General features: G+C 30.9%; 18 protein-coding genes. 5 read left to right on the top strand and 13 right to left on the bottom strand.

Annotation, left to right across the window (positions count from 1 at the left end):
- Positions 1 to 45 precede the first annotated feature (45 nt).
- From G6042_RS05040 to G6042_RS05030, 3 genes are all read right to left on the bottom strand, one after another.
- Positions 46 to 2,316: a hypothetical protein gene (locus G6042_RS05040; RefSeq protein WP_169523216.1), complete on the bottom strand. Its 2,271-nt coding sequence runs from the start codon at positions 2,314 to 2,316 to the stop codon at positions 46 to 48.
- Entirely contained in the window at positions 2,276 to 3,328 is a 1,053-nt protein-coding gene (locus tag G6042_RS05035) for a hypothetical protein (RefSeq protein ID WP_169523215.1), read from the bottom strand. The genes G6042_RS05040 and G6042_RS05035 overlap by 41 nt, the downstream gene beginning before the upstream one ends.
- Before the next feature lie 105 nt (positions 3,329 to 3,433).
- Positions 3,434 to 3,691 (bottom strand): DUF983 domain-containing protein, encoded by a 258-nt coding sequence (locus tag G6042_RS05030; RefSeq protein WP_235933195.1) that lies wholly within the window; start codon positions 3,689 to 3,691, stop codon positions 3,434 to 3,436.
- Positions 3,692 to 3,877: 186 nt separating this feature from the next.
- On the opposite strand from G6042_RS05030, the gene G6042_RS05025 reads away from it, so the two are divergent.
- Entirely contained in the window at positions 3,878 to 4,741 is an 864-nt protein-coding gene (locus G6042_RS05025) for an AraC family transcriptional regulator (RefSeq protein ID WP_169523213.1), read from the top strand.
- Positions 4,742 to 4,766: 25 nt separating this feature from the next.
- The gene (locus G6042_RS05020) at positions 4,767 to 5,960 is read left to right on the top strand and encodes a hypothetical protein (protein WP_169523212.1); all 1,194 of its coding nucleotides are present in this window, start codon (positions 4,767 to 4,769) and stop codon (positions 5,958 to 5,960) included.
- Positions 5,961 to 6,012: 52 nt separating this feature from the next.
- Here G6042_RS05020 and G6042_RS05015 read toward each other — a convergent pair whose 3' ends face one another.
- The 3 genes from G6042_RS05015 to G6042_RS05005 all read right to left on the bottom strand — a co-directional run bounded on the left by G6042_RS05015 (position 6,013) and on the right by G6042_RS05005 (position 8,122).
- Positions 6,013 to 7,479: an aminoacyl-histidine dipeptidase gene (locus G6042_RS05015; protein WP_169523211.1), complete on the bottom strand. Its 1,467-nt coding sequence runs from the start codon at positions 7,477 to 7,479 to the stop codon at positions 6,013 to 6,015.
- A 141-nt stretch (positions 7,480 to 7,620) separates the two neighbouring features.
- Positions 7,621 to 7,914: a type II toxin-antitoxin system RelE/ParE family toxin gene (locus tag G6042_RS05010; RefSeq protein WP_169523210.1), complete on the bottom strand. Its 294-nt coding sequence runs from the start codon at positions 7,912 to 7,914 to the stop codon at positions 7,621 to 7,623.
- Positions 7,904 to 8,122: a hypothetical protein gene (locus tag G6042_RS05005; RefSeq protein WP_169523209.1), complete on the bottom strand. Its 219-nt coding sequence runs from the start codon at positions 8,120 to 8,122 to the stop codon at positions 7,904 to 7,906. The genes G6042_RS05010 and G6042_RS05005 overlap by 11 nt, the downstream gene beginning before the upstream one ends.
- A gap of 82 nt (positions 8,123 to 8,204) precedes the next feature.
- Between G6042_RS05005 and G6042_RS05000 the strand changes: the two genes are divergently transcribed.
- A complete protein-coding gene (locus G6042_RS05000; protein WP_169523208.1) occupies positions 8,205 to 9,257 on the top strand; it encodes a DUF3810 domain-containing protein in 1,053 nt (350 codons plus the stop codon).
- On the opposite strand, the gene G6042_RS04995 is transcribed toward G6042_RS05000, so the two are convergent.
- The 4 genes from G6042_RS04995 to G6042_RS04980 form a co-directional block, all read right to left on the bottom strand.
- Positions 9,254 to 10,021, bottom strand: coding sequence for an OmpA family protein (locus G6042_RS04995; protein WP_169523207.1), 768 nt, complete (start codon positions 10,019 to 10,021; stop codon positions 9,254 to 9,256). The genes G6042_RS05000 and G6042_RS04995 overlap by 4 nt on opposite strands.
- The gene (locus tag G6042_RS04990; RefSeq protein WP_169523206.1) at positions 10,021 to 10,776 is read right to left on the bottom strand and encodes an OmpA family protein; all 756 of its coding nucleotides are present in this window, start codon (positions 10,774 to 10,776) and stop codon (positions 10,021 to 10,023) included. Before G6042_RS04990 ends, G6042_RS04995 begins: the two co-directional genes overlap by 1 nt.
- Positions 10,777 to 10,831: 55 nt before the next feature.
- Positions 10,832 to 11,719: an OmpA family protein gene (locus G6042_RS04985; RefSeq protein ID WP_169523205.1), complete on the bottom strand. Its 888-nt coding sequence runs from the start codon at positions 11,717 to 11,719 to the stop codon at positions 10,832 to 10,834.
- Positions 11,720 to 11,821: 102 nt separating this feature from the next.
- The gene (locus G6042_RS04980) at positions 11,822 to 14,011 is read right to left on the bottom strand and encodes a glutamine synthetase III family protein (RefSeq protein WP_169523204.1); all 2,190 of its coding nucleotides are present in this window, start codon (positions 14,009 to 14,011) and stop codon (positions 11,822 to 11,824) included.
- Positions 14,012 to 14,365: 354 nt separating this feature from the next.
- Between G6042_RS04980 and G6042_RS04975 the strand changes: the two genes are divergently transcribed.
- Positions 14,366 to 15,316: a TerC family protein gene (locus G6042_RS04975; RefSeq protein ID WP_169523203.1), complete on the top strand. Its 951-nt coding sequence runs from the start codon at positions 14,366 to 14,368 to the stop codon at positions 15,314 to 15,316.
- A 31-nt stretch (positions 15,317 to 15,347) separates the two neighbouring features.
- Here G6042_RS04975 and G6042_RS04970 read toward each other — a convergent pair whose 3' ends face one another.
- From G6042_RS04970 to G6042_RS04960, 3 genes are all read right to left on the bottom strand, one after another.
- Positions 15,348 to 15,539, bottom strand: coding sequence for a hypothetical protein (locus G6042_RS04970; RefSeq protein ID WP_169523202.1), 192 nt, complete (start codon positions 15,537 to 15,539; stop codon positions 15,348 to 15,350).
- 138 nt (positions 15,540 to 15,677) lie between these two features.
- Positions 15,678 to 16,796, bottom strand: coding sequence for a GTP cyclohydrolase (locus G6042_RS04965; RefSeq protein ID WP_169523201.1), 1,119 nt, complete (start codon positions 16,794 to 16,796; stop codon positions 15,678 to 15,680).
- A gap of 2 nt (positions 16,797 to 16,798) precedes the next feature.
- Positions 16,799 to 17,761: a transporter gene (locus tag G6042_RS04960; protein ID WP_169523200.1), complete on the bottom strand. Its 963-nt coding sequence runs from the start codon at positions 17,759 to 17,761 to the stop codon at positions 16,799 to 16,801.
- A 91-nt stretch (positions 17,762 to 17,852) separates the two neighbouring features.
- Between G6042_RS04960 and G6042_RS04955 the strand changes: the two genes are divergently transcribed.
- The gene (locus G6042_RS04955) at positions 17,853 to 18,125 is read left to right on the top strand and encodes a DUF4834 domain-containing protein (protein WP_317168042.1); all 273 of its coding nucleotides are present in this window, start codon (positions 17,853 to 17,855) and stop codon (positions 18,123 to 18,125) included.
- Positions 18,126 to 18,134 lie beyond the last annotated feature (9 nt).

Genomic DNA, 18,134 nt, shown 5'->3' with positions numbered 1-18,134 from the left:
AAAGTTAGATACTATTTGGGGCAGTCTAAATTTTCGGAGTTTTTTTTATCGTCGAGCTTTGAAATAGTCCTCAAGATTATCACAACTGGATAAATCGTTAAAATAATCGGGATAAGCGGATTTTAGTTTTGGGTAATCACTCAAAACGTTGTCTTTTGCATAATCTTCCATTCGAAGGCATAATGCTTTAAACTTTGCTGTCTTTGCGTTTTCAAATGCCAAATGATAATATTTTTGAGCTAAATTTCCGTTTCGGTATTCAATTTCATCAATATACGATTCGTTATTACCTTCGTTAAAATCTGTAGTTGAATTATAACGTCGCATCATCCAGGAATTTCCATATTGTGTCATACTCAAGTAACAATTGGCAACCAAGAAATAATAGTAATCTCGGTTTTTGGTTTTTGGATTATTGGCAATCTTCAAATACTTTATCAAATGCTGCGTAACCGATAATTTGGTTACTATAAATTTTTCTCTTTTGGGAATAAAACTTTCCGTGTACTTCAAATCATAAAATGGATTTTGATCAAACGTATAATAATCATCATAATTATCTCTTTCCCAAGAATTATAATTTTCGTTCCAATATTTATTTCCTAACGATTTGAAGGTTCTTTCGGCTTGAACCAATCTATTTTCACGAATGTATTTTGTTCCTAATAAATCAGTTAGGTAATTTTTGTCTTTCAATAATTGACTGTAAATTGTTTTGCTAAAATCATCGCTTATTTTTGTGTTTAATTTATTGATTACAATTTGCATTTCATTGGCACTGTAAACAAAATCGAGATAATCAAAATACTCATAAAAATATTTTAGGTTTCCTGAATTTTTCAATCGATTGCCTTGCCATTCAACTGTATTTGTATAATAATCTCCAAAATATTTATCACCTTTTTGATTTCCATGCGCAATCAACGCCATAGCATCTGGAAGATTATTCCTAAACTCTAATTCTCTTCCTAACGAAAACAAAAATCGCTCGTCATTTAAGTATTTTAGTATGATTGGTTTGGCTTCTTCTTTAATGATTGCTTTGCCTATTTCTTGATTGGAAATAATGCACAACGCTTTTATTTTCTCTATTTGAGCAAAGACTTTTTCATCTGAAAATTGTTTTTCAAATGCCTTAATTTTACTCAAACATATTTCATAATCTTTTGTCATAAAAAGCAATTGAATTTGAGCGGCTTTCCACAACGAAATGTCTTTAATTTTGGAATAATCAACCGAGTTCACAAAATCCAAAACTTGCTTGGCATACATTCTATCTTTTTCTGAACGCTCACGAAGTTTTTCTGTAGAGTAAACAATATCTTGATTTTCATTCCACCAATAGTCAGAAAACTCAATAGAAGGCAAATAGTTTGTATAATATGGCGTATAAATCCAATCCTCTATTTTGTTAATTTCTCTCAACAATAAAAAATCTAAAATTCTTGATTGGTTACTATTTTGATAAATATTTTTTAGATAATCCAAATTGGGTTCAATTCTTTGCACCGATGCATAGGCATAAATATTGGCAATTTCTTGATTTGATTTTGCGTGAGCTAAAGCATTTTCAAGATTAAATTGGTTATGAAAATAATAGTAAGCTGCATATTTTTTTTCCGGAGAATACGCCATAATATTAGCAATATCAACGCTTGCATTTTCATTTTGAAATGCATTAAAATACAATGCCCAATAATAGAGATAATCTTTTTTGCCTTGAGCAAAATGCTTTTCAAAAAGTGTATTTATCAGATTTCGGTTTCCGTTATAATAGGCAGTTCTAATGGTTAGAAAAGCATATTTTCGTTTCAGATAGTTACTCCTTTCTTTATCGATTAGTTGCTGTAACTTATTGAAAAACGGCGTAATATCAACTCTTTTTGTTTCGCCTCTTTCCCACGGATCATCATATTCAAAATTGTTTACATCTTCACATTGTTTGGCGATGATAAGATATTGAATAACATTGTTTAATTTGTTTTTGTATAAATATTGCAGAAACTTATTCTGAGAATTGATATTAATATCAGTCAATTTTAACGTATTCAAACATTCGTTTATGTCTTCAACAGGAACATTTTTTTGAACAAAATTGTACCAATCATCTACATTGGACTCATATTGATTTTGATATTCATAATCAAAACCAAACAATTGAGTATTATAATTGAATGCCATGAAATCGGTATATTTAAAATATTCGGGCAAAAAAAGTGAATATCGAATATCTTCACCATAAGGCGAATAACCACAAGAAAAAACGTTACTAAAACTACTTAGTAAAAGCGTCGTAAAAACTAGATATTTCTTCATTGGAATATTGTTTAAAAGTGCTGCTATCTAAATCAAATAAACTGATTGTGGTGTTCTTATCAAAGCTTACATTCTTTTTTATAATTGAAATTGCTTCTTGAATAGTACTTACAGAAACGTCTTCACATTTTAATTGGTCGCCAAGTTTTAAATAGGTTTGATAGTTGATACTAGTGTCTTTTTCTACTTGATACCAAAGCGGTTTCACGTTTTTAGCAAAACTTTTTACTTCGTTGGTACTCAAGTTTATCAATTCCATGAAACGATTATTTTGATACAATTGTGTCCAATAAAATGTTGGTAATGCAATATCCAAATGCAATGGATACGATTTCTTTTGGTTCAAATATTTTTTTAATTCATCAATATCTAGGATAGAATTTTTGTCTTTTTGTGATAATGGTTTGATTAAGTTATAACACATTAAAGTAGCTTTATCAACTGGCGGAATTCCCATAATATCTTGATATTTATACGGGTATAATCGCAGTGTACAACTCAATTCTTTTTGCGAAAGTGCTTTAATTTTTTTTAGCAAATAAAAGTATCTGTCTTTGGTTGATTTTGTCCAGTCGCAATCAATTTGAATTTCGTTGTAAGTAAAGATTTGTTCCTTTTTTCCTGAATAGTCAACAGATGAACTGTATTTGTTGATTAAAAACACAATATTATCGGCTAATTTGTCCAAAGACTTTTCGTCATTATACTGAAAAATTCCGTTCTTAATAAAAATAGTTGGCACGACTTCAACCGAATCTAATTCTTTAAAATCATAAACACTTGGTCTGTTTTTTTCATAAGGGAAATTGCCACGAGTTTCACTGTAATCTACTTCAAATAACTTGACGTATAACTTTTTTACTTTTAACTTTTCAATTTGACTGTGGTTTTCTTGACCTAAACTATTGCCTTTCCAATAGTAAAACGCACGCTCAACATTTTCTATTTTGCCTTCTTTTTGACAAGAAAAAAACAAAGACAATAACAATACCAACAACACTATTTTTTTCATATAATGGCTTTTTCTTTATAACGTAAAAATTATATTAAAAGTATAAAAATTAAATAAAAAAAAAGTTCAATTGTGAACGCTTTTTAACTTTATAATTACCAAACATCAATTCGAATAATTCTTGAACATATAAATCCAAATCATTCTTGAAAATCGAATGTTAAAAAAAGTCAGACTTAACAAAACAAAGGCAATAATTGGAAACATCCATAAATCAAAATTACTATCAAAAAAAGGACGAATGCAAAAATAAGTGAGCAATCCTTCTAAAACGGCAACACCATAACTGACGAACATAGCACCGAAAAAATATCCCGGTTCTTTTTCAAATTTATAGTTACAATAACTGCAATGGGAATTCATTTTAGGAAAACCCATGCTGAAGAAAAAACTCTTGTCGGCAAAGACTTTTCCTTTATGACAACTTGGGCATTCGTTTCGAAAAATATGGTATAAGCTATTGAACATTATTTTTTTTTGACAAAGATACTACAGTTATTTGATTGAATTGTTTTGTATATTCGCCAATAATAGCACAAAAAAGACATTTTGAAACAACATCCTATTTATAGCATTCATAACTTTAAAACTGATTTAGGTAAAAATGAATTGTATATCAACACGTTTACCAATCATTTAAAAGCGCACAGTTTTATAGAAAAACCGCATCGTCACAACTTTTATTTATTGGTTTTGTTTACCAACGGAACAGGAAAACACGAAATTGATTTTGCTAAATATGAAATAAAACCCGGAAGTTTGTTCGTATTACAACCCGGACAAATTCATAACTGGCAATTATCCGAAGACATTGATGGTTACATTTTCTTCTATTCGCAAGAAATGTACAATCTGTATTTTGGCAATAAAAAAGTGGAAGATTATCCGTTTTATCAATCGGTGATGAACCAACCCGAAATTATTTTGGATGAAAATGAAGTCACTAAAATCAAACCTTTTTTTGATTTAATGATTTCCGAAAGTCAAACCGATTTTTCAAAGAAAACAGACAAATTATTAAATCTTTTGGATTGTATTCATATCGAGATTTCCAGAAAATATCTTTCGATTTCTAATCACGTTTCGCATTCGTATAATTACAAAATACATCAGTTGGAACAGCTTTTAGAACAACATTATAAAACCGAAAAATCGCCATCGTTTTATGCCGATGCTATGAATATAACCTTAAAACACTTAAACAGAATTTGCAAAGAAATATTAAACCAAACCGTTACCGAAATTATTACCAATCGAGTTATTCTTGAAACCAAACGCCTTTTAGTAAATCCGATAAAATCCGTTAATCAAATTGGAGACGAATTGGGTTTTGAGGATTACTCCTATTTTACCCGATTGTTTAAAAAGAAAACCGGAATTACGCCAATTGAATTTAGGAAAGGTTTGAATTAAATGATATATTTAGAAAAAAAAATTTATGGCAAAAATTACATATTTATTAGGTGCTGGAGCAAGTTATAACGCTTGCCCTATATTAGATAAACAAGCAGAAATGATGATGAAAATTGCAGAATTTGAGCTTGAAAAAATCTTCCGCGAAATAGATCCTGTAAAATATGCTTATGGGGTTGCTTTAAAATTCACAAATGAAGATAATTCTAAAATACCTACAGATAACAAATCACAAATTTTATGGCATATTGGTTATTTTGGTAAAAAAGCTTTAGAATATAACACCATTGATACTTATGCAAAAAAACTTCATCTTAATGGAGAAACTGATGAATTGAAAAAGCTAAAAATGTGTGTTAGTGTCTTTTTTGATTTATGGGAAAGTTTCCATGAAGAACGATATTATCATTTTTCTAATGACAAACATTTTCCACTTGAAAAAAAATTTGTTCCATCAATATTTCCGAAGTATCAAAGAATAGACAATAGATATAAATCTCTTTTTTCAATATTATTAGATAGAAACAATAATAATGAAATTAAACTAAATAGTGATTTCAAATTTATTAGTTGGAATTATGATTTACAATTAGAAGAAACCTTTAAACTTTTTATTAATAATGGTAAGTTTATAAAGAATGAAGAATTAAATGACCTATTTAAATTCAAAGAAATACAAAAAAATAAAATTGATAATGATGTTTTTCATTTGAATGGTCATCGAGGATTTTATAATGTAAAAAGTGGTGATACCGAAAATAGATTTACAAGTTTTGAAGAATATTGGGAAAATAATAAAATTCTATACAACGCATTGACTGAAGGAGAAACTAATTTTGATAATTATATAAAATATTCTTGGGAACATTCCAATGATGATTTTTCAAATAAAGTACATTCAGTATTATCTGAAACCGAAATATTAGTTATAATAGGTTACTCTTTTCCAGCTTTTAACAGACGAATTGACCAAAATATGTTTGATAGTTTAGTTCCAGACAAAGTAAAAAAAATAGTTTATCAAGATCCTAATGCTACAAAAGAACTAATCTTAAATTTATTTAAAAACCCAAATCTTTTTAAAAACAAAATAGAAGTTTTGAATAATGAAAAATCTTTAACCCAATTTTATCTTCCCAATGATTTTTTTATAACTCAAGAAAACAAAGAAACAATCTTTGAAACAACAGAAGACGAACTTAAAAAGATAAATTATTAAAAAAACCTCGTCTATTTCTAAACGAGGTTTGCTATTTACTTTTTACTATTCACTAGTTACTCTTCACGGGAATATTCGCTAAAATCTCCAAGTAAAACTTCCAAAACTTCTGTGAAGAAGAAATTGAAGCTCTTTCATCTGGAGAATGTGCACCATGAATGGTTGGTCCAAATGAAATCATATCCATTCCTGGATAATTAGTTCCAAGAATTCCGCATTCTAATCCAGCGTGACAAGCCACAACATTGGGTTTTGAACCATTTTGTTTTTCGTAGATATTGACTAATACATCTAGTATTTCAGAATTCACATTGGGTGTCCAACCTGGATAGCTTCCGCTGAATTCTACTTCGCAACCAAATAATTCATAAGCCGAACGCAATCCATTTGCCAAATCCATTTTAGAACTTTCAACCGACGAACGTGTTAAATTCTGAATAGATATTTCTCCATCTTTTACAATAACACGTGCAATATTGTTTGATGTTTCTACTAAATCTGCCATATCAGCCGACATCCTGTAAACGCCATTATGAGCAGCATAAATTGCTCGCAATAAACCTTCCTGAACACCTAAATCCATTACTTTTGACGGTACATCTGATTTTGCGATTTCAATCGTTAAATTTGGCTCCATTGTTTTGTATTCTGCTTTGATATCATTGATGATTTCTTGCATATCAAATACAAACGCTTCGTCATACATTCCGGCAACGATTACTTTAGCCACGCTTTCTCTAGGAATAGCATTGCGTAAACTTCCGCCGTTGATTTCGGCAATTTGAAGACCAAAGTTTTCAAATCCGTCGAATAAAAGACGGTTCATAATCTTATTGGCATTACCTAAACCTTTGTTAATATCCATTCCTGAATGTCCGCCGTTTAGACCTTTTACCGTAATCGTATAACCTTTTGAACCTTCTGGAGTTTCTTCTTCGTTGTATTTTCTTGTAGCGGTAACGTCAATTCCACCGGCACAACCGATGTCGATTTCATCGTCTTCTTCGGTATCCAGATTTAAAAGAATTTCTCCTTTTAGAATTCCGCCTTTCAAGTTCAAAGCTCCGGTCATTCCGGTTTCTTCATCAATCGTGAAAAGTGCATCAATGGCAGGATGAGGAATGTCTTTGCTTTCTAGAATTGCCATGATTGCTGCAACTCCAAGTCCGTTGTCAGCACCAAGTGTTGTTCCTTTTGCTCGAACCCAGTCGCCGTCAACATACATCTCAATTCCTTGCGTAAGGAAATCAAAATCGGTATCATTATTTTTTTGGTGAACCATATCCAAATGTCCTTGTAAGACAACGGTTTTGCGGTTTTCCATTCCCGGAGTTGCTGGTTTGCGGATAATTACATTTCGGATTTCATCTTCAAAAGTTTCTAATCCTAAACTGTTTCCGAAGTTTTTCATGAATTCAATGACACGTTCTTCTTTTTTAGACGGACGTGGCACGGCATTCAAATCGGCAAATTTATTCCAAAGCGCTTTTGGCTCCAGATTTCTAATTTCTTGGCTCATTAAATTGTTATTTTAACACAAATTCCACAAATTTCCACAAATTAATTGATTGGTAAAAATTTCACGAAAATGGTTTGGTTTATAAATTTCAAAAGACAAAGTTACAAAGTTTAATTTCTTTGTGCATCCTGTTTTAGTATGTTATTTTGGATATTTATTTGGGTTTAAAAAAGTATTAAAAACAGAGATTATGTAGACTATTTTCTTCTTTTCATCAACAAAGTAGAAAATTATAAATGGGAATTTTTTGATTGGAAGTCCGTGATAATCTTTATATCGAACCTGAAACAAGGGATTTATTTTTAAAACTTCGATATGTTCTTCTAAAGCGGTATAAAAATATTCTCCTAAGCCAATTTGTTTAAAATCATAATAATCAACAGCTTCTTGAATATCTATAATTGCTCTGGGTTCAATTACAATCTTATAACTCATTGTTTGATTTAAAACGAATTTGTTTTTTAACTTCTTCCCAAGCAACATAATCTTCCTCAACAGATGAATTTCTTCTTTCGTCTAACAACTCTTTCATCTCTTGATTTACAGAAAAATCATTAATCAACGGTTCGTAATTAAATTTTTCTATAAGTTTCAAAAAGAAACCTAGTTCGTTATCTGGAATATTTAAAGTGATTTGTGTCATAAATCATAAAATTGAATTACAAATTTACAAAAAAGAATACGGAGTTTTTTAAATATAAGTATTTTTATAGCAAATTTAAGACGTGAAACGAAAATATATTCTTCCGTTATTTTTAGTCTTTCAGATAGTATTTCTGAAGATTTTAGTTTATTTCCCTGAATTTGTAGAGAAATGGTACAGCAATGGTTTGTATGTTTACATTTCTAAAATCAGCCGAACTTTATTAGGTAAGATTCCATTTTCTGTTGGTGATTTGATTTATTCGATTGCTATACTTTATGCTATTTATTGGCTGATTAAAAACAGGAAAACGGGTTGGAAAAATATAACGCTAAGTGTTTTGAGTTGTATTTCGGTGATTTATTTTGCGTTTCATTTCCTTTGGGCATTGAATTATTATCGTGTGCCACTTTTTGAGAAAATGCAAATCAGCCGAGAATATACTGATGAAGATTTATTGAATTTCACCAAAAAACTGATTGTCAAAACGAATGAAATTCAACTGAAGATTACGAATGACAAAACGAAGAAAGTAACTAATCCTTATACTCAAAACCAAGTGTTTGAAATGACACAAAACGGTTATGAGCATTTGGCAAAACAACATTCATATTTCAGCTATTCCGTTCCAAGTCAGAAGAAATCGCTACTAAGTTTACCTTTAACTTATATGGGGTTTGGTGGTTATCTTAATCCGTTTACTAATGAAGCTCAGGTTAATGATAAATTACCGATGTATGGTTTTCCAAATGTGGTTTGTCATGAAATAGCACATCAAATTGGTTTTGGAAGTGAAAGTGAATGTAATTTTATTGGTTTTCTTGCCGGAATAAAAAATGACGATTTGTATTTTCAATATTCGGCTTATGCCAACGCATTGCGATATTGTTTAGGAAATATTGCCGCAAAAAATGAAAAACTATTTGAACAATTAAAGCAAAAAATCAATCCCGGAATTATTGAAAACTACCGAGAAAGTGAAGCTTTTTGGAAACAATATGATACGTTTATTGATAAAGCTTTTCATGCTTTTTATGATCAATATTTAAAGTCTAACCAACAAGAAGACGGAATTGATAGCTATAGCAAGTTTGTGGATTTGTTGATTAATTATTATAGGGATAAAACGTTCTAATTTTCAACAATCAAAATCTCAACTCTGCGGTTTTCATTGGCTTCATCTTCATTTCTTTCAGGGATTTTGTGAACTGGTTTTGAGATTCCAAATCCTTTAAAAGTCATTCTTTCTCTGCTAATTTTATTTCTAATCAAGAAGTTGTAGATAGCTTTTGCTCTTGCAGTAGAAACATCGCCAACATCAGTAACTAATTGACAACAAATGTGTCCTTGAATTTCAATTTTCAGCTTAGGATTTTCTTCCATGGCACAAAGTAATTCATACAATGTTGGTTCTGATTTTGGAACAGTACGGGCAGAATTATTGTAGAAATAAATGTTAGGCAGTTTTATTGTTTCACCTGTTTTAGCGTTTTTGATTTGTTTTGTTAGTTCACTTTCGATTGATTTTTGCTCTTCTTCTTTGTAAAAAATAGTAACTTTTCTGTTTTCTGCTTGAACTTTTGATTGTTTAAAATCTTTACCCAAAGGATTTCGTTCTATATTTTGACTAATTTTAATGCCACTTTTTTCTAATAACTGAAAAACACTTTCAATACGTTTTTCTGCCAAAACTTTATTGTATTGTCTAGTATCAACGCTATCGCAAAACCCAGATAACTTCAACACTTCGATGTTTTTATTCTGAATAATCCATTGATTGAAATCCAAAATAGATTGTTGATTTGGAACATCTTGATTAAAGTCAAAGAAAACTTCAAACTGTTTTTGTCCAAAACAATTTGTTATTAATGCAAAAAAGAAAACAATTGTATATTTCATTATTTTTTTACAATTAAAATTTCCACTCTGCGGTTTGCAATTCGTTCTTCTTCGTTTTGTTCTGGAATTGGATAAATTGGATTTCCACTACCAAAACCATGATACGCCAGTCGATTGATATTAATTCCTCTGTCTTTTAAAAAGTTAAAAATCTTCAACGCTCGACGATACGAAAGCTTTGTAACCGAAGTATTTGGGTTGCAACAAATATTTCCGTTAATCTTAATAACCATTTTAGGATTAACAACCATAATCATATATAATTCTTCCAAAATAGCATACGATTCGGGAACGATTTTTTCGGAATTGAAGGTAAAATGAATATTATTTATTCTGATAAAATCGCCCGTTTTTACTTTCTGAAACTTGGCTGATAATGCCTTTTTTTCTTCTTTAATTCGCTTTAGTAATTCACTTTTTGGAATATCCGATTCGGGGAAAAAATCTCTTTCGGTATCATAATAGGTTACAACTACTTTTCTGTTTTCTGATTGATTTTCAGAAAGTTCAAAATCTTTTCCATAGGAAATCAACGAAACATTTTCAGCAATCGCAACGTTGTTTTTCTTTAGCAAATCGAGAATATTTTTTACTCGTCTTTCGGCTAATTCTTTGTTGTAATTTTTAGTATCAATACTATCACAAAAACCTTCAATTTTAATGACTTCGATGTTTTTATTACTGTAAAAATCGTCTAGCTGCTGGATTGATTCTTTATTGGGAACATCGGCATTGAAGTCAAAATAAATATCCATTTTACTTTGTCCGAAACTTAAGCAAGAAATCAAAAAGAGGAAATACTTTATACTTTTAATCATTGGAAACAATTAAAATTTCTACTCTTCTATTGGCTGCTCGTTCATGTTCGTTCTTTTCAGGAATTGCATAAATTGGCTGTGAACTTCCAAAGCCTTTATAAGACAATCTGCCAGGATAGATTTCGTTGTTTATCAAAAAATTATAAATTGCTTTGGCTCTTTTAGTTGATAAATCCAATCTATCGGTTGGCATACAACACAAATGTCCTTGAATTTCAATCTTTAATTTTGGGTTGTTTTGCAATACTAAAAGTAATTCATAGAGTTTTCCTCGCGACTCGGGTGCAACAGCAAAGGTGTTGATTATAAAGTTTAAATTATCAACCTTAAGTTTCTCTCCTGCAACCGAATTGCCTATTTTTTTCATAAACTCTCTATCGAGTTTAAACTCTGATTTTGTTCCGTTAGGGTTATCAAAAATCATTTTTTCAGGGTATTCAATTTCAGGTTTTGGTACTTCTGCTTTTACTTCTTCAATGCCTAAGATTTCATTTTCTTTGGCCAAATCTTTTTCTAATAAATAATAAATAGTCACTCTCCTATTTTCTGCTTTATTAGCTGATTGTTCGTGCTGTTTACCAAAGCTTCGAGTTTTAAAATCGTCTCTAATTTTTACTCTGTCTTTGATTTCGTTGTAAATATAATTCACTCGTTTTTTTGCCAAAGTATCATTGAAACCAATACTTCCATCTTCGTCAGTGTATCCATTGATTGCTAAAATCTTAGAATTAGAATTTTCTAAAATCCATTGTTGGAGTTTTCGGTTTTCTTTTACAGTAGGTTCGTGTTTATTACTATCAAAATAAACTACCATTTGTTCTTGAGCAGAAACAATTGAAGTAATACTAAAAAAAGACAGAAGAAATAATAGTGTTTTCATATTCATACTATAGTTAACGAAAGTTAATGAAAAATAGTATAAGAACATAATAAAAAAACCGGCATAATAATTATACCGGTTTCACTATCTATTTTTAAGAAACTATCGTGTAAACAATAACTCTCTGTATTTAGTCAACGTCCAAACTTCATCGTCAACTAAAAGTTCCAATTTATCACAGTGTTCTCTAATAACTTCGAAATATGGTTTTACTTTATCGCAGTACATTTCGGCCATTTTTTGAGCATCAGTTAAGGCGTTTGCTTTTTTACGAGCTTCTGTCATCGCTTCAACATTTGAATTAATTCCTTCTATATGAGCAGAAATTTCTTTAATCAATGAGATTTGCTCCTTTGCAATTTTCTCAAAATCTTTTCCGAAGATTTCTTTCAATCCACGAACGTTTTCAATCAATGTATTTTGATAACGAATAGCTGTTGGAATTACATGATTACGAGCAATATCTCCTAAAACTCTTCCTTCAATTTGGATTTTTTTAGTGTATTCTTCCAATTCGATTTCGTAACGCGCTTCTACTTCAACATGGTTCATTACGTTTAATTCACCAAATAAATCCAAAGCCTTTTTAGAAACTTTAGCTTTCAAAGCCGCTGGCGTAGTTTTGTGATTACTCAAACCACGTTTTTTAGCTTCTTTTTCCCAAGCATCGCTATAACCATCGCCTTCAAAAAGGATGTTTTTAGTTTCTTTAATGTATTCTCTTAACACGTTGAAAATTGCTTCGTCTTTTTTCAAGTCTTTCTTCTCGATTAAAGCATCTACTTCTCTCTTAAAATCTTTTAATTGTTTTGCAACGATTGAGTTCAATGTTGTCATTGCGTTAGCACAATTTGCAGAAGAACCAACTGCTCTAAATTCAAATTTATTTCCTGTAAACGCAAATGGTGATGTTCTATTTCTATCGGTGTTATCCAACATTACATCTGGAATTTTACCAACAACGTTCAATTTTAAATCGGTTTTTTCTTCTGGAGAAAGTTTTCCTTTTGAAACACCTTCTAATTCCGCTAAAACTTTAGTCAATTGTTCTCCAATAAATACTGAAATAATTGCTGGTGGTGCTTCATTTGCTCCTAATCTATGGTCATTACTTGCAGTAGCGATTGAAGCTCTCATTAATTCTTCATATTCTTGAACCGCTTTAATGGTATTAATAAAAAACGATAAGAATTGTAAATTGCTCATTGGGGTTTTACTTGGTGAAAGTAAATTCACTCCAGTATCTGTTGCCAATGACCAGTTATTATGTTTTCCAGAACCATTTACACCTTTGAATGGTTTTTCGTGGAAAAGTACTTTAAAATCATGACGCTCACCAACTTTAGACATCACATCCATCAATAAAGAGTTGTGGTCAACCGCTAAATTTGTTTCTTCAAAAATTGGAGCCAACTCAAATTGATTTGGTGCTACTTCGTTATGGCGAGTTTTTACTGGAATTCCCAATAACATACATTCTTCTTCCAATTCTCTCATATAATTAAGTGCACGAGACGGAATTGAACCAAAATAATGGTCGTCTAATTGTTGTCCTTTTGCAGAAGTATGTCCAAGTAACGTTCTTCCAGTCATCACTAAATCAGGACGAGAATTTGCTAGAGAAGCATCTACCAAGAAATATTCTTGTTCCCAACCTAAAGTTGCTGTTACTTTTTTAACGTTTTTATCAAAATATTTACAAACCTCAGTAGCCGCTTCATCAACCGCATTCAAAGCACGTAAAAGTGGAGTTTTATAATCTAAAGCTTCACCAGTATAAGAAATGAAAACCGTTGGAATACATAAAGTAGTTCCAAAAATAAACGCTGGAGAAGTTGGGTCCCAAGCTGTATATCCACGAGCTTCGAAAGTGTTTCTAATTCCACCATTTGGAAAAGAAGAAGCATCTGGTTCTTGTTGTACTAATTGTCCGCCACCAAATTTTTCTACCACTTCTGAACCATCATAAGACGTTTCGAAGAAAGCATCATGCTTTTCAGCAGTTGTTCCTGTTAGTGGTTGAAACCAATGCGTATAATGAGTTACACCTTTAGAAAGTGCCCATTCTTTCATACCCATTGCGATATAATCGGCTAATTTTCTATCAATTTTTGTTCCGTGCTGAACTGCATCTTTTACACCTTTATAAGCATCTGAAGTTAGATATTGCTTCATTGCTTTGTCATTGAAAACATTTGAACCAAAAAGATCAGATTTTCTTCCTGCTTCTTCAAATTTTACCGGTTTTCTACCCGATGCATCTTTTAATGCTTGAAAACGTAAAGTTGACATAAAAATTTATTTTTAAAAGTTATACCCTATTATTTTGATGCAAATATAAAATTATTTTCAATTTAAAATAAAAATACCCTATTTTTTTAGGGGTAAAATTCATAAAAAAATTAAAAATAAAGTTCAACTTCAAAAATCAATTTCAAAATTCAACTTCAATAATTGTAATTGATTTTTGAAGTTGTTTTTTGAGATTTCCTACAAAATAACAAACAATGTTTGGGATTCCTACGGAATGACAAACTGTGCGGAAAAAAATTTGAAAGTTGAAGTTGAATTTTGAAATTGTTTTTTGAAGTTGTTTCTGTTGGAATTGAATTTTGAAAAGCTATATTTGTAGAAAAATATTTTACTATGCTAGTTTGGATTATTTTTATTGCAGCTATTTTATTTTTCCTCGCTTTAGACTTAGGTGTTTTCAACAAAACACCTCATATTATTTCTTCTAAAGAAGCTGGTAAATGGACAGGAATTTTCGTTACAATTTCATTTCTTTTCTCTGGAGTGATTTATTGGATTTACCAAAATAATTATATCGAAAACCCAACCAATCTTACACCAAACTTAGCTGTGATGAAATACATCACTGGTTATTTAATCGAATTATCGCTTAGTGTTGATAATATATTTGTAATTGCCGTAATCTTTGCTTCGTTCAAAATCCCGCAAAAATACCAACACCGAGTTTTGTTTTGGGGAATTCTTGGTGCGATTGCCTTTAGAGGTTTGATGATTTATTTTGGCGTATTGCTTATTAATAAATTCAGTTGGATGACTTATATTTTTGGAGCATTCTTAATATTTACGGCTGCCAAAATGCTATTTAAAGGTGAAGATGAACAATTTAATCCAAAGAAATCGTTTATTTTTAGAAACATGCGAAAAGTAATTCCGGTTACAATGCACATGGAAGGACAAAAGTTTTTCATCAAAAAAAGAAATATTACGTTTGCAACACCTTTATTTGTAGCACTTATCGTGATTGAATTGATGGACGTACTTTTTGCAATGGATAGCGTTCCAGCTATTTTAGCCATTACTTCCGATCCGTTTTTAGTATTTAGTTCTAATATTTTTGCAATACTTGGTTTGCGTTCGATGTACTTCTTTTTGGCAAATATGTTGGAACGTTTCAGTTACTTAGAATATAGTTTAATCGCAATTTTGACATTTGTTGGAATTAAGATGTTGCTTATTCATCATTTTAAATTTCCAGAATGGGTATCATTAGGATTTATTGCGCTGTCATTAGCTGGTGGAATTATCATTTCGCTACAAAAAAACAAAGCTAGTCACAAAAACTAGCTTTATCAATCAAATAAGTATTTAGCGGGTTTTAATTCACTAGAAAAAGTATCAAAAACAGCATTCCTACAGCAATTGGTTTTGCATAAGGAATTGTGTGCGGTTTTGATGATTTATCCTCGTTTTCAGCAGGATAATATTCATAAGTAACAGAATCGGTAGTGACTTTCTTTTTATAAAGAATCTTTTCACTAACTCCTGATGTTAATATATACCGTTTCATAATCGATATTTTCAAACTCATAGTTTGATTTTCATTGGTAATAGAGTGCTAAAGTAATTTAATCACAAAGAAATTGTTAAAATACTCTTTGAACTAACGCTTTAATCGATTAAAAACAATCATCATGCAGTTGGTCGATTATAAATCCTTTTTAAAAGTACAACGACGTCTAAAAATTTCGGGGTTAAAATGCTTCCAAATATTATGAATAGCATGATTATCAGCTAATTCTGGAGTTCGAATACAGTTTTTTATTCCTTTTTCTGCAAAAGTATTGTAGTATTCGTTGAAAATAATTGCTGTAACTCCTTTACTTTGGTATTCAGGATCAATTCCTATTAAGTAAAACAAAACATCCTTACTGCTTTTTCTAGCTTGCAACAAATGATAAAACCCAAAAGGAAACAATTTACCATTAGCTTTTCGTAAGGCTTCTGAAAAACTTGGCATAACAATACTAAAAGCAACTATTTGATCGTCTTTATCTAATACAAACTTGATGTATTCTGGATTGATAAAACTGATGTATTTTTTCTTGAAATATTCTTTTTGAATATCCGTTATCGCAACAAAAGACGATAATGAAGCATAGGATTTATTAAACAAATCAAACATTTTGTCAACATAAGGCATAATGTCTTTCGTCTTAGTAAAATTCAACGGTCGAAGTTGGTATCGCTTCTTAATAAGTTCTTGGGCTTTTAAAAAAAATTCGGGTTTTACATTTTCAAAAGGAAACTTGTTTTCGAGGTATTCTTTTTCTTTTACGTATCCTAATTTTTCCAAATGCGATGCATAATACGGATAGTTATACCACGTAATCATGGAACCCATTTCGTCAAAACCTTCGGTCATTACTCCTACTTTATCGAGATTTGAAAATCCCATTGGACCTTCAACATGTTCCAAATTATTTTTTCGACCTAATTCATATACTTTTTCGAGCAAAGCTTTTGTCACTTCTACATCATCGATAGTTTCCCACCAACCAAAACGAACTTTGCTTTTCTGCTGCTCATTTACTTCGTTCCAATTGATGATGGCGGCAATTCGACCAACAATTTTATCATTTTTATAAGCCAAATAAAAATAAGCTTCCGCACTTTTAAAAGCAGGATTTTTGTCTTTGTCAAACGTTTCCATTTCGTCCGCAATCAACGGTGGAACCCAATAAGGATGATTTTTATATAATTCAAAAGGAAATTTTACGAAATCTTTTAGTAACTGCTTTGAATTGGCTTCAAGTATTGTAATCATTATTATGGTTTTGTTTCTTCTAATTCTACTTCGTCTTTACGCTTTTTCTTTTTGTCTTTTTTACCTTTTTTATCTTTATCGTCAACCGGTTTTGTGCTTCTCAAATATATTTTTTCATAATTAGCATCAAATCGCCAAGACAAACCTATGCTTGCTGCAGCAATATCGGGAGTTTCTTTAATATTTTTGGAAATTGAAGCATCAATTTGGATGTTTTCTCTAACCAAATAAGCTGCACCACCACGAAATAAATAATCCGAATAATAATCACCTTTTACACCTTGAAATTCTAAAAATCCTGACCATCGAGCATTAAATCCTCTAGTTAACGTAGAAACCAAACCAAGATAAGCATCATCTGTTGTGAATTTATCTATGATAACGTTGTTTACCCAAACCCATCGACTGCCAAAATGATTTTGCGTAATCAACATTCCTTTTGGACTAATAAAAGCATCATCTCTAACAAATGGATTATTTCCTATTCTAAGATTAAAACCTGCATACACCGAAATCGCTGGAATTAAATCTTTGAAACTGAATTTTTTCTTATGATTGGCTTTCCAACTGTAAATATTAGGTTTGTCCTGAACCGCATTTTTAAACGGATCATACAACAAATATTTTGCTCCAAGAACCGTTTGTCTTAAACCGCTTCGGGTATCGTCAACTAACGGTGCTTGATACCAATCATGCTGATATTGTAAATCCAAAATCAGTTCAAATTGTTCCCAAAAAGCACCATATCGAATACTTAAATCCGAACCAAAACCATTGGCTTCATATCGTGCTTCGTCATATCGTTCTCTTGCGCCAAAAAAACCTGCTTCTGCCTGGAAAACAGTTTCCCCAACAGAAAATGCCGACATCGATTTTCCTGGTCGATTGGAGTTAATTACGTCGGTGTATTGAGCAATTGACAATAATGGTGATAATAATAAAAGACAGATTTGATATTTTTTCATAGATATAAGTTCTAACGTTGTTCAAAAGTAATATAATTTATCATTTATTTAAGAACTGAAAGCTAATTTAACTTCATTGAAATTCGTATTTTTGACAAAAATTATTTCAACGATGGAAACGGCATCTTTTAACGGTTTTTTGAAAACCATACTTTATATCATAGCTTTTTACTACATTTTCAAGTTTTTAGCAAAGCTTTTTTTACCTGTTTTGGCTAAAAAAGTAGTTGAAAAAGCATCACAACAATTTGAACAACAGCAACAACAGTATCAGCAACAGCAACAAGCCCAACAAAAAGCTCAAGAAAAACCAAGAGAGAAAAAAGTTGTTGGCGAATATGTTGACTTTGAAGAAATTGAGTAAATTCTATAC

Source organism: Flavobacterium solisilvae (assembly GCF_012911605.1).
GTDB lineage: Bacteria > Bacteroidota > Bacteroidia > Flavobacteriales > Flavobacteriaceae > Flavobacterium > Flavobacterium solisilvae.
This window is presented reverse-complemented; position numbering and strand designations above follow the sequence as displayed.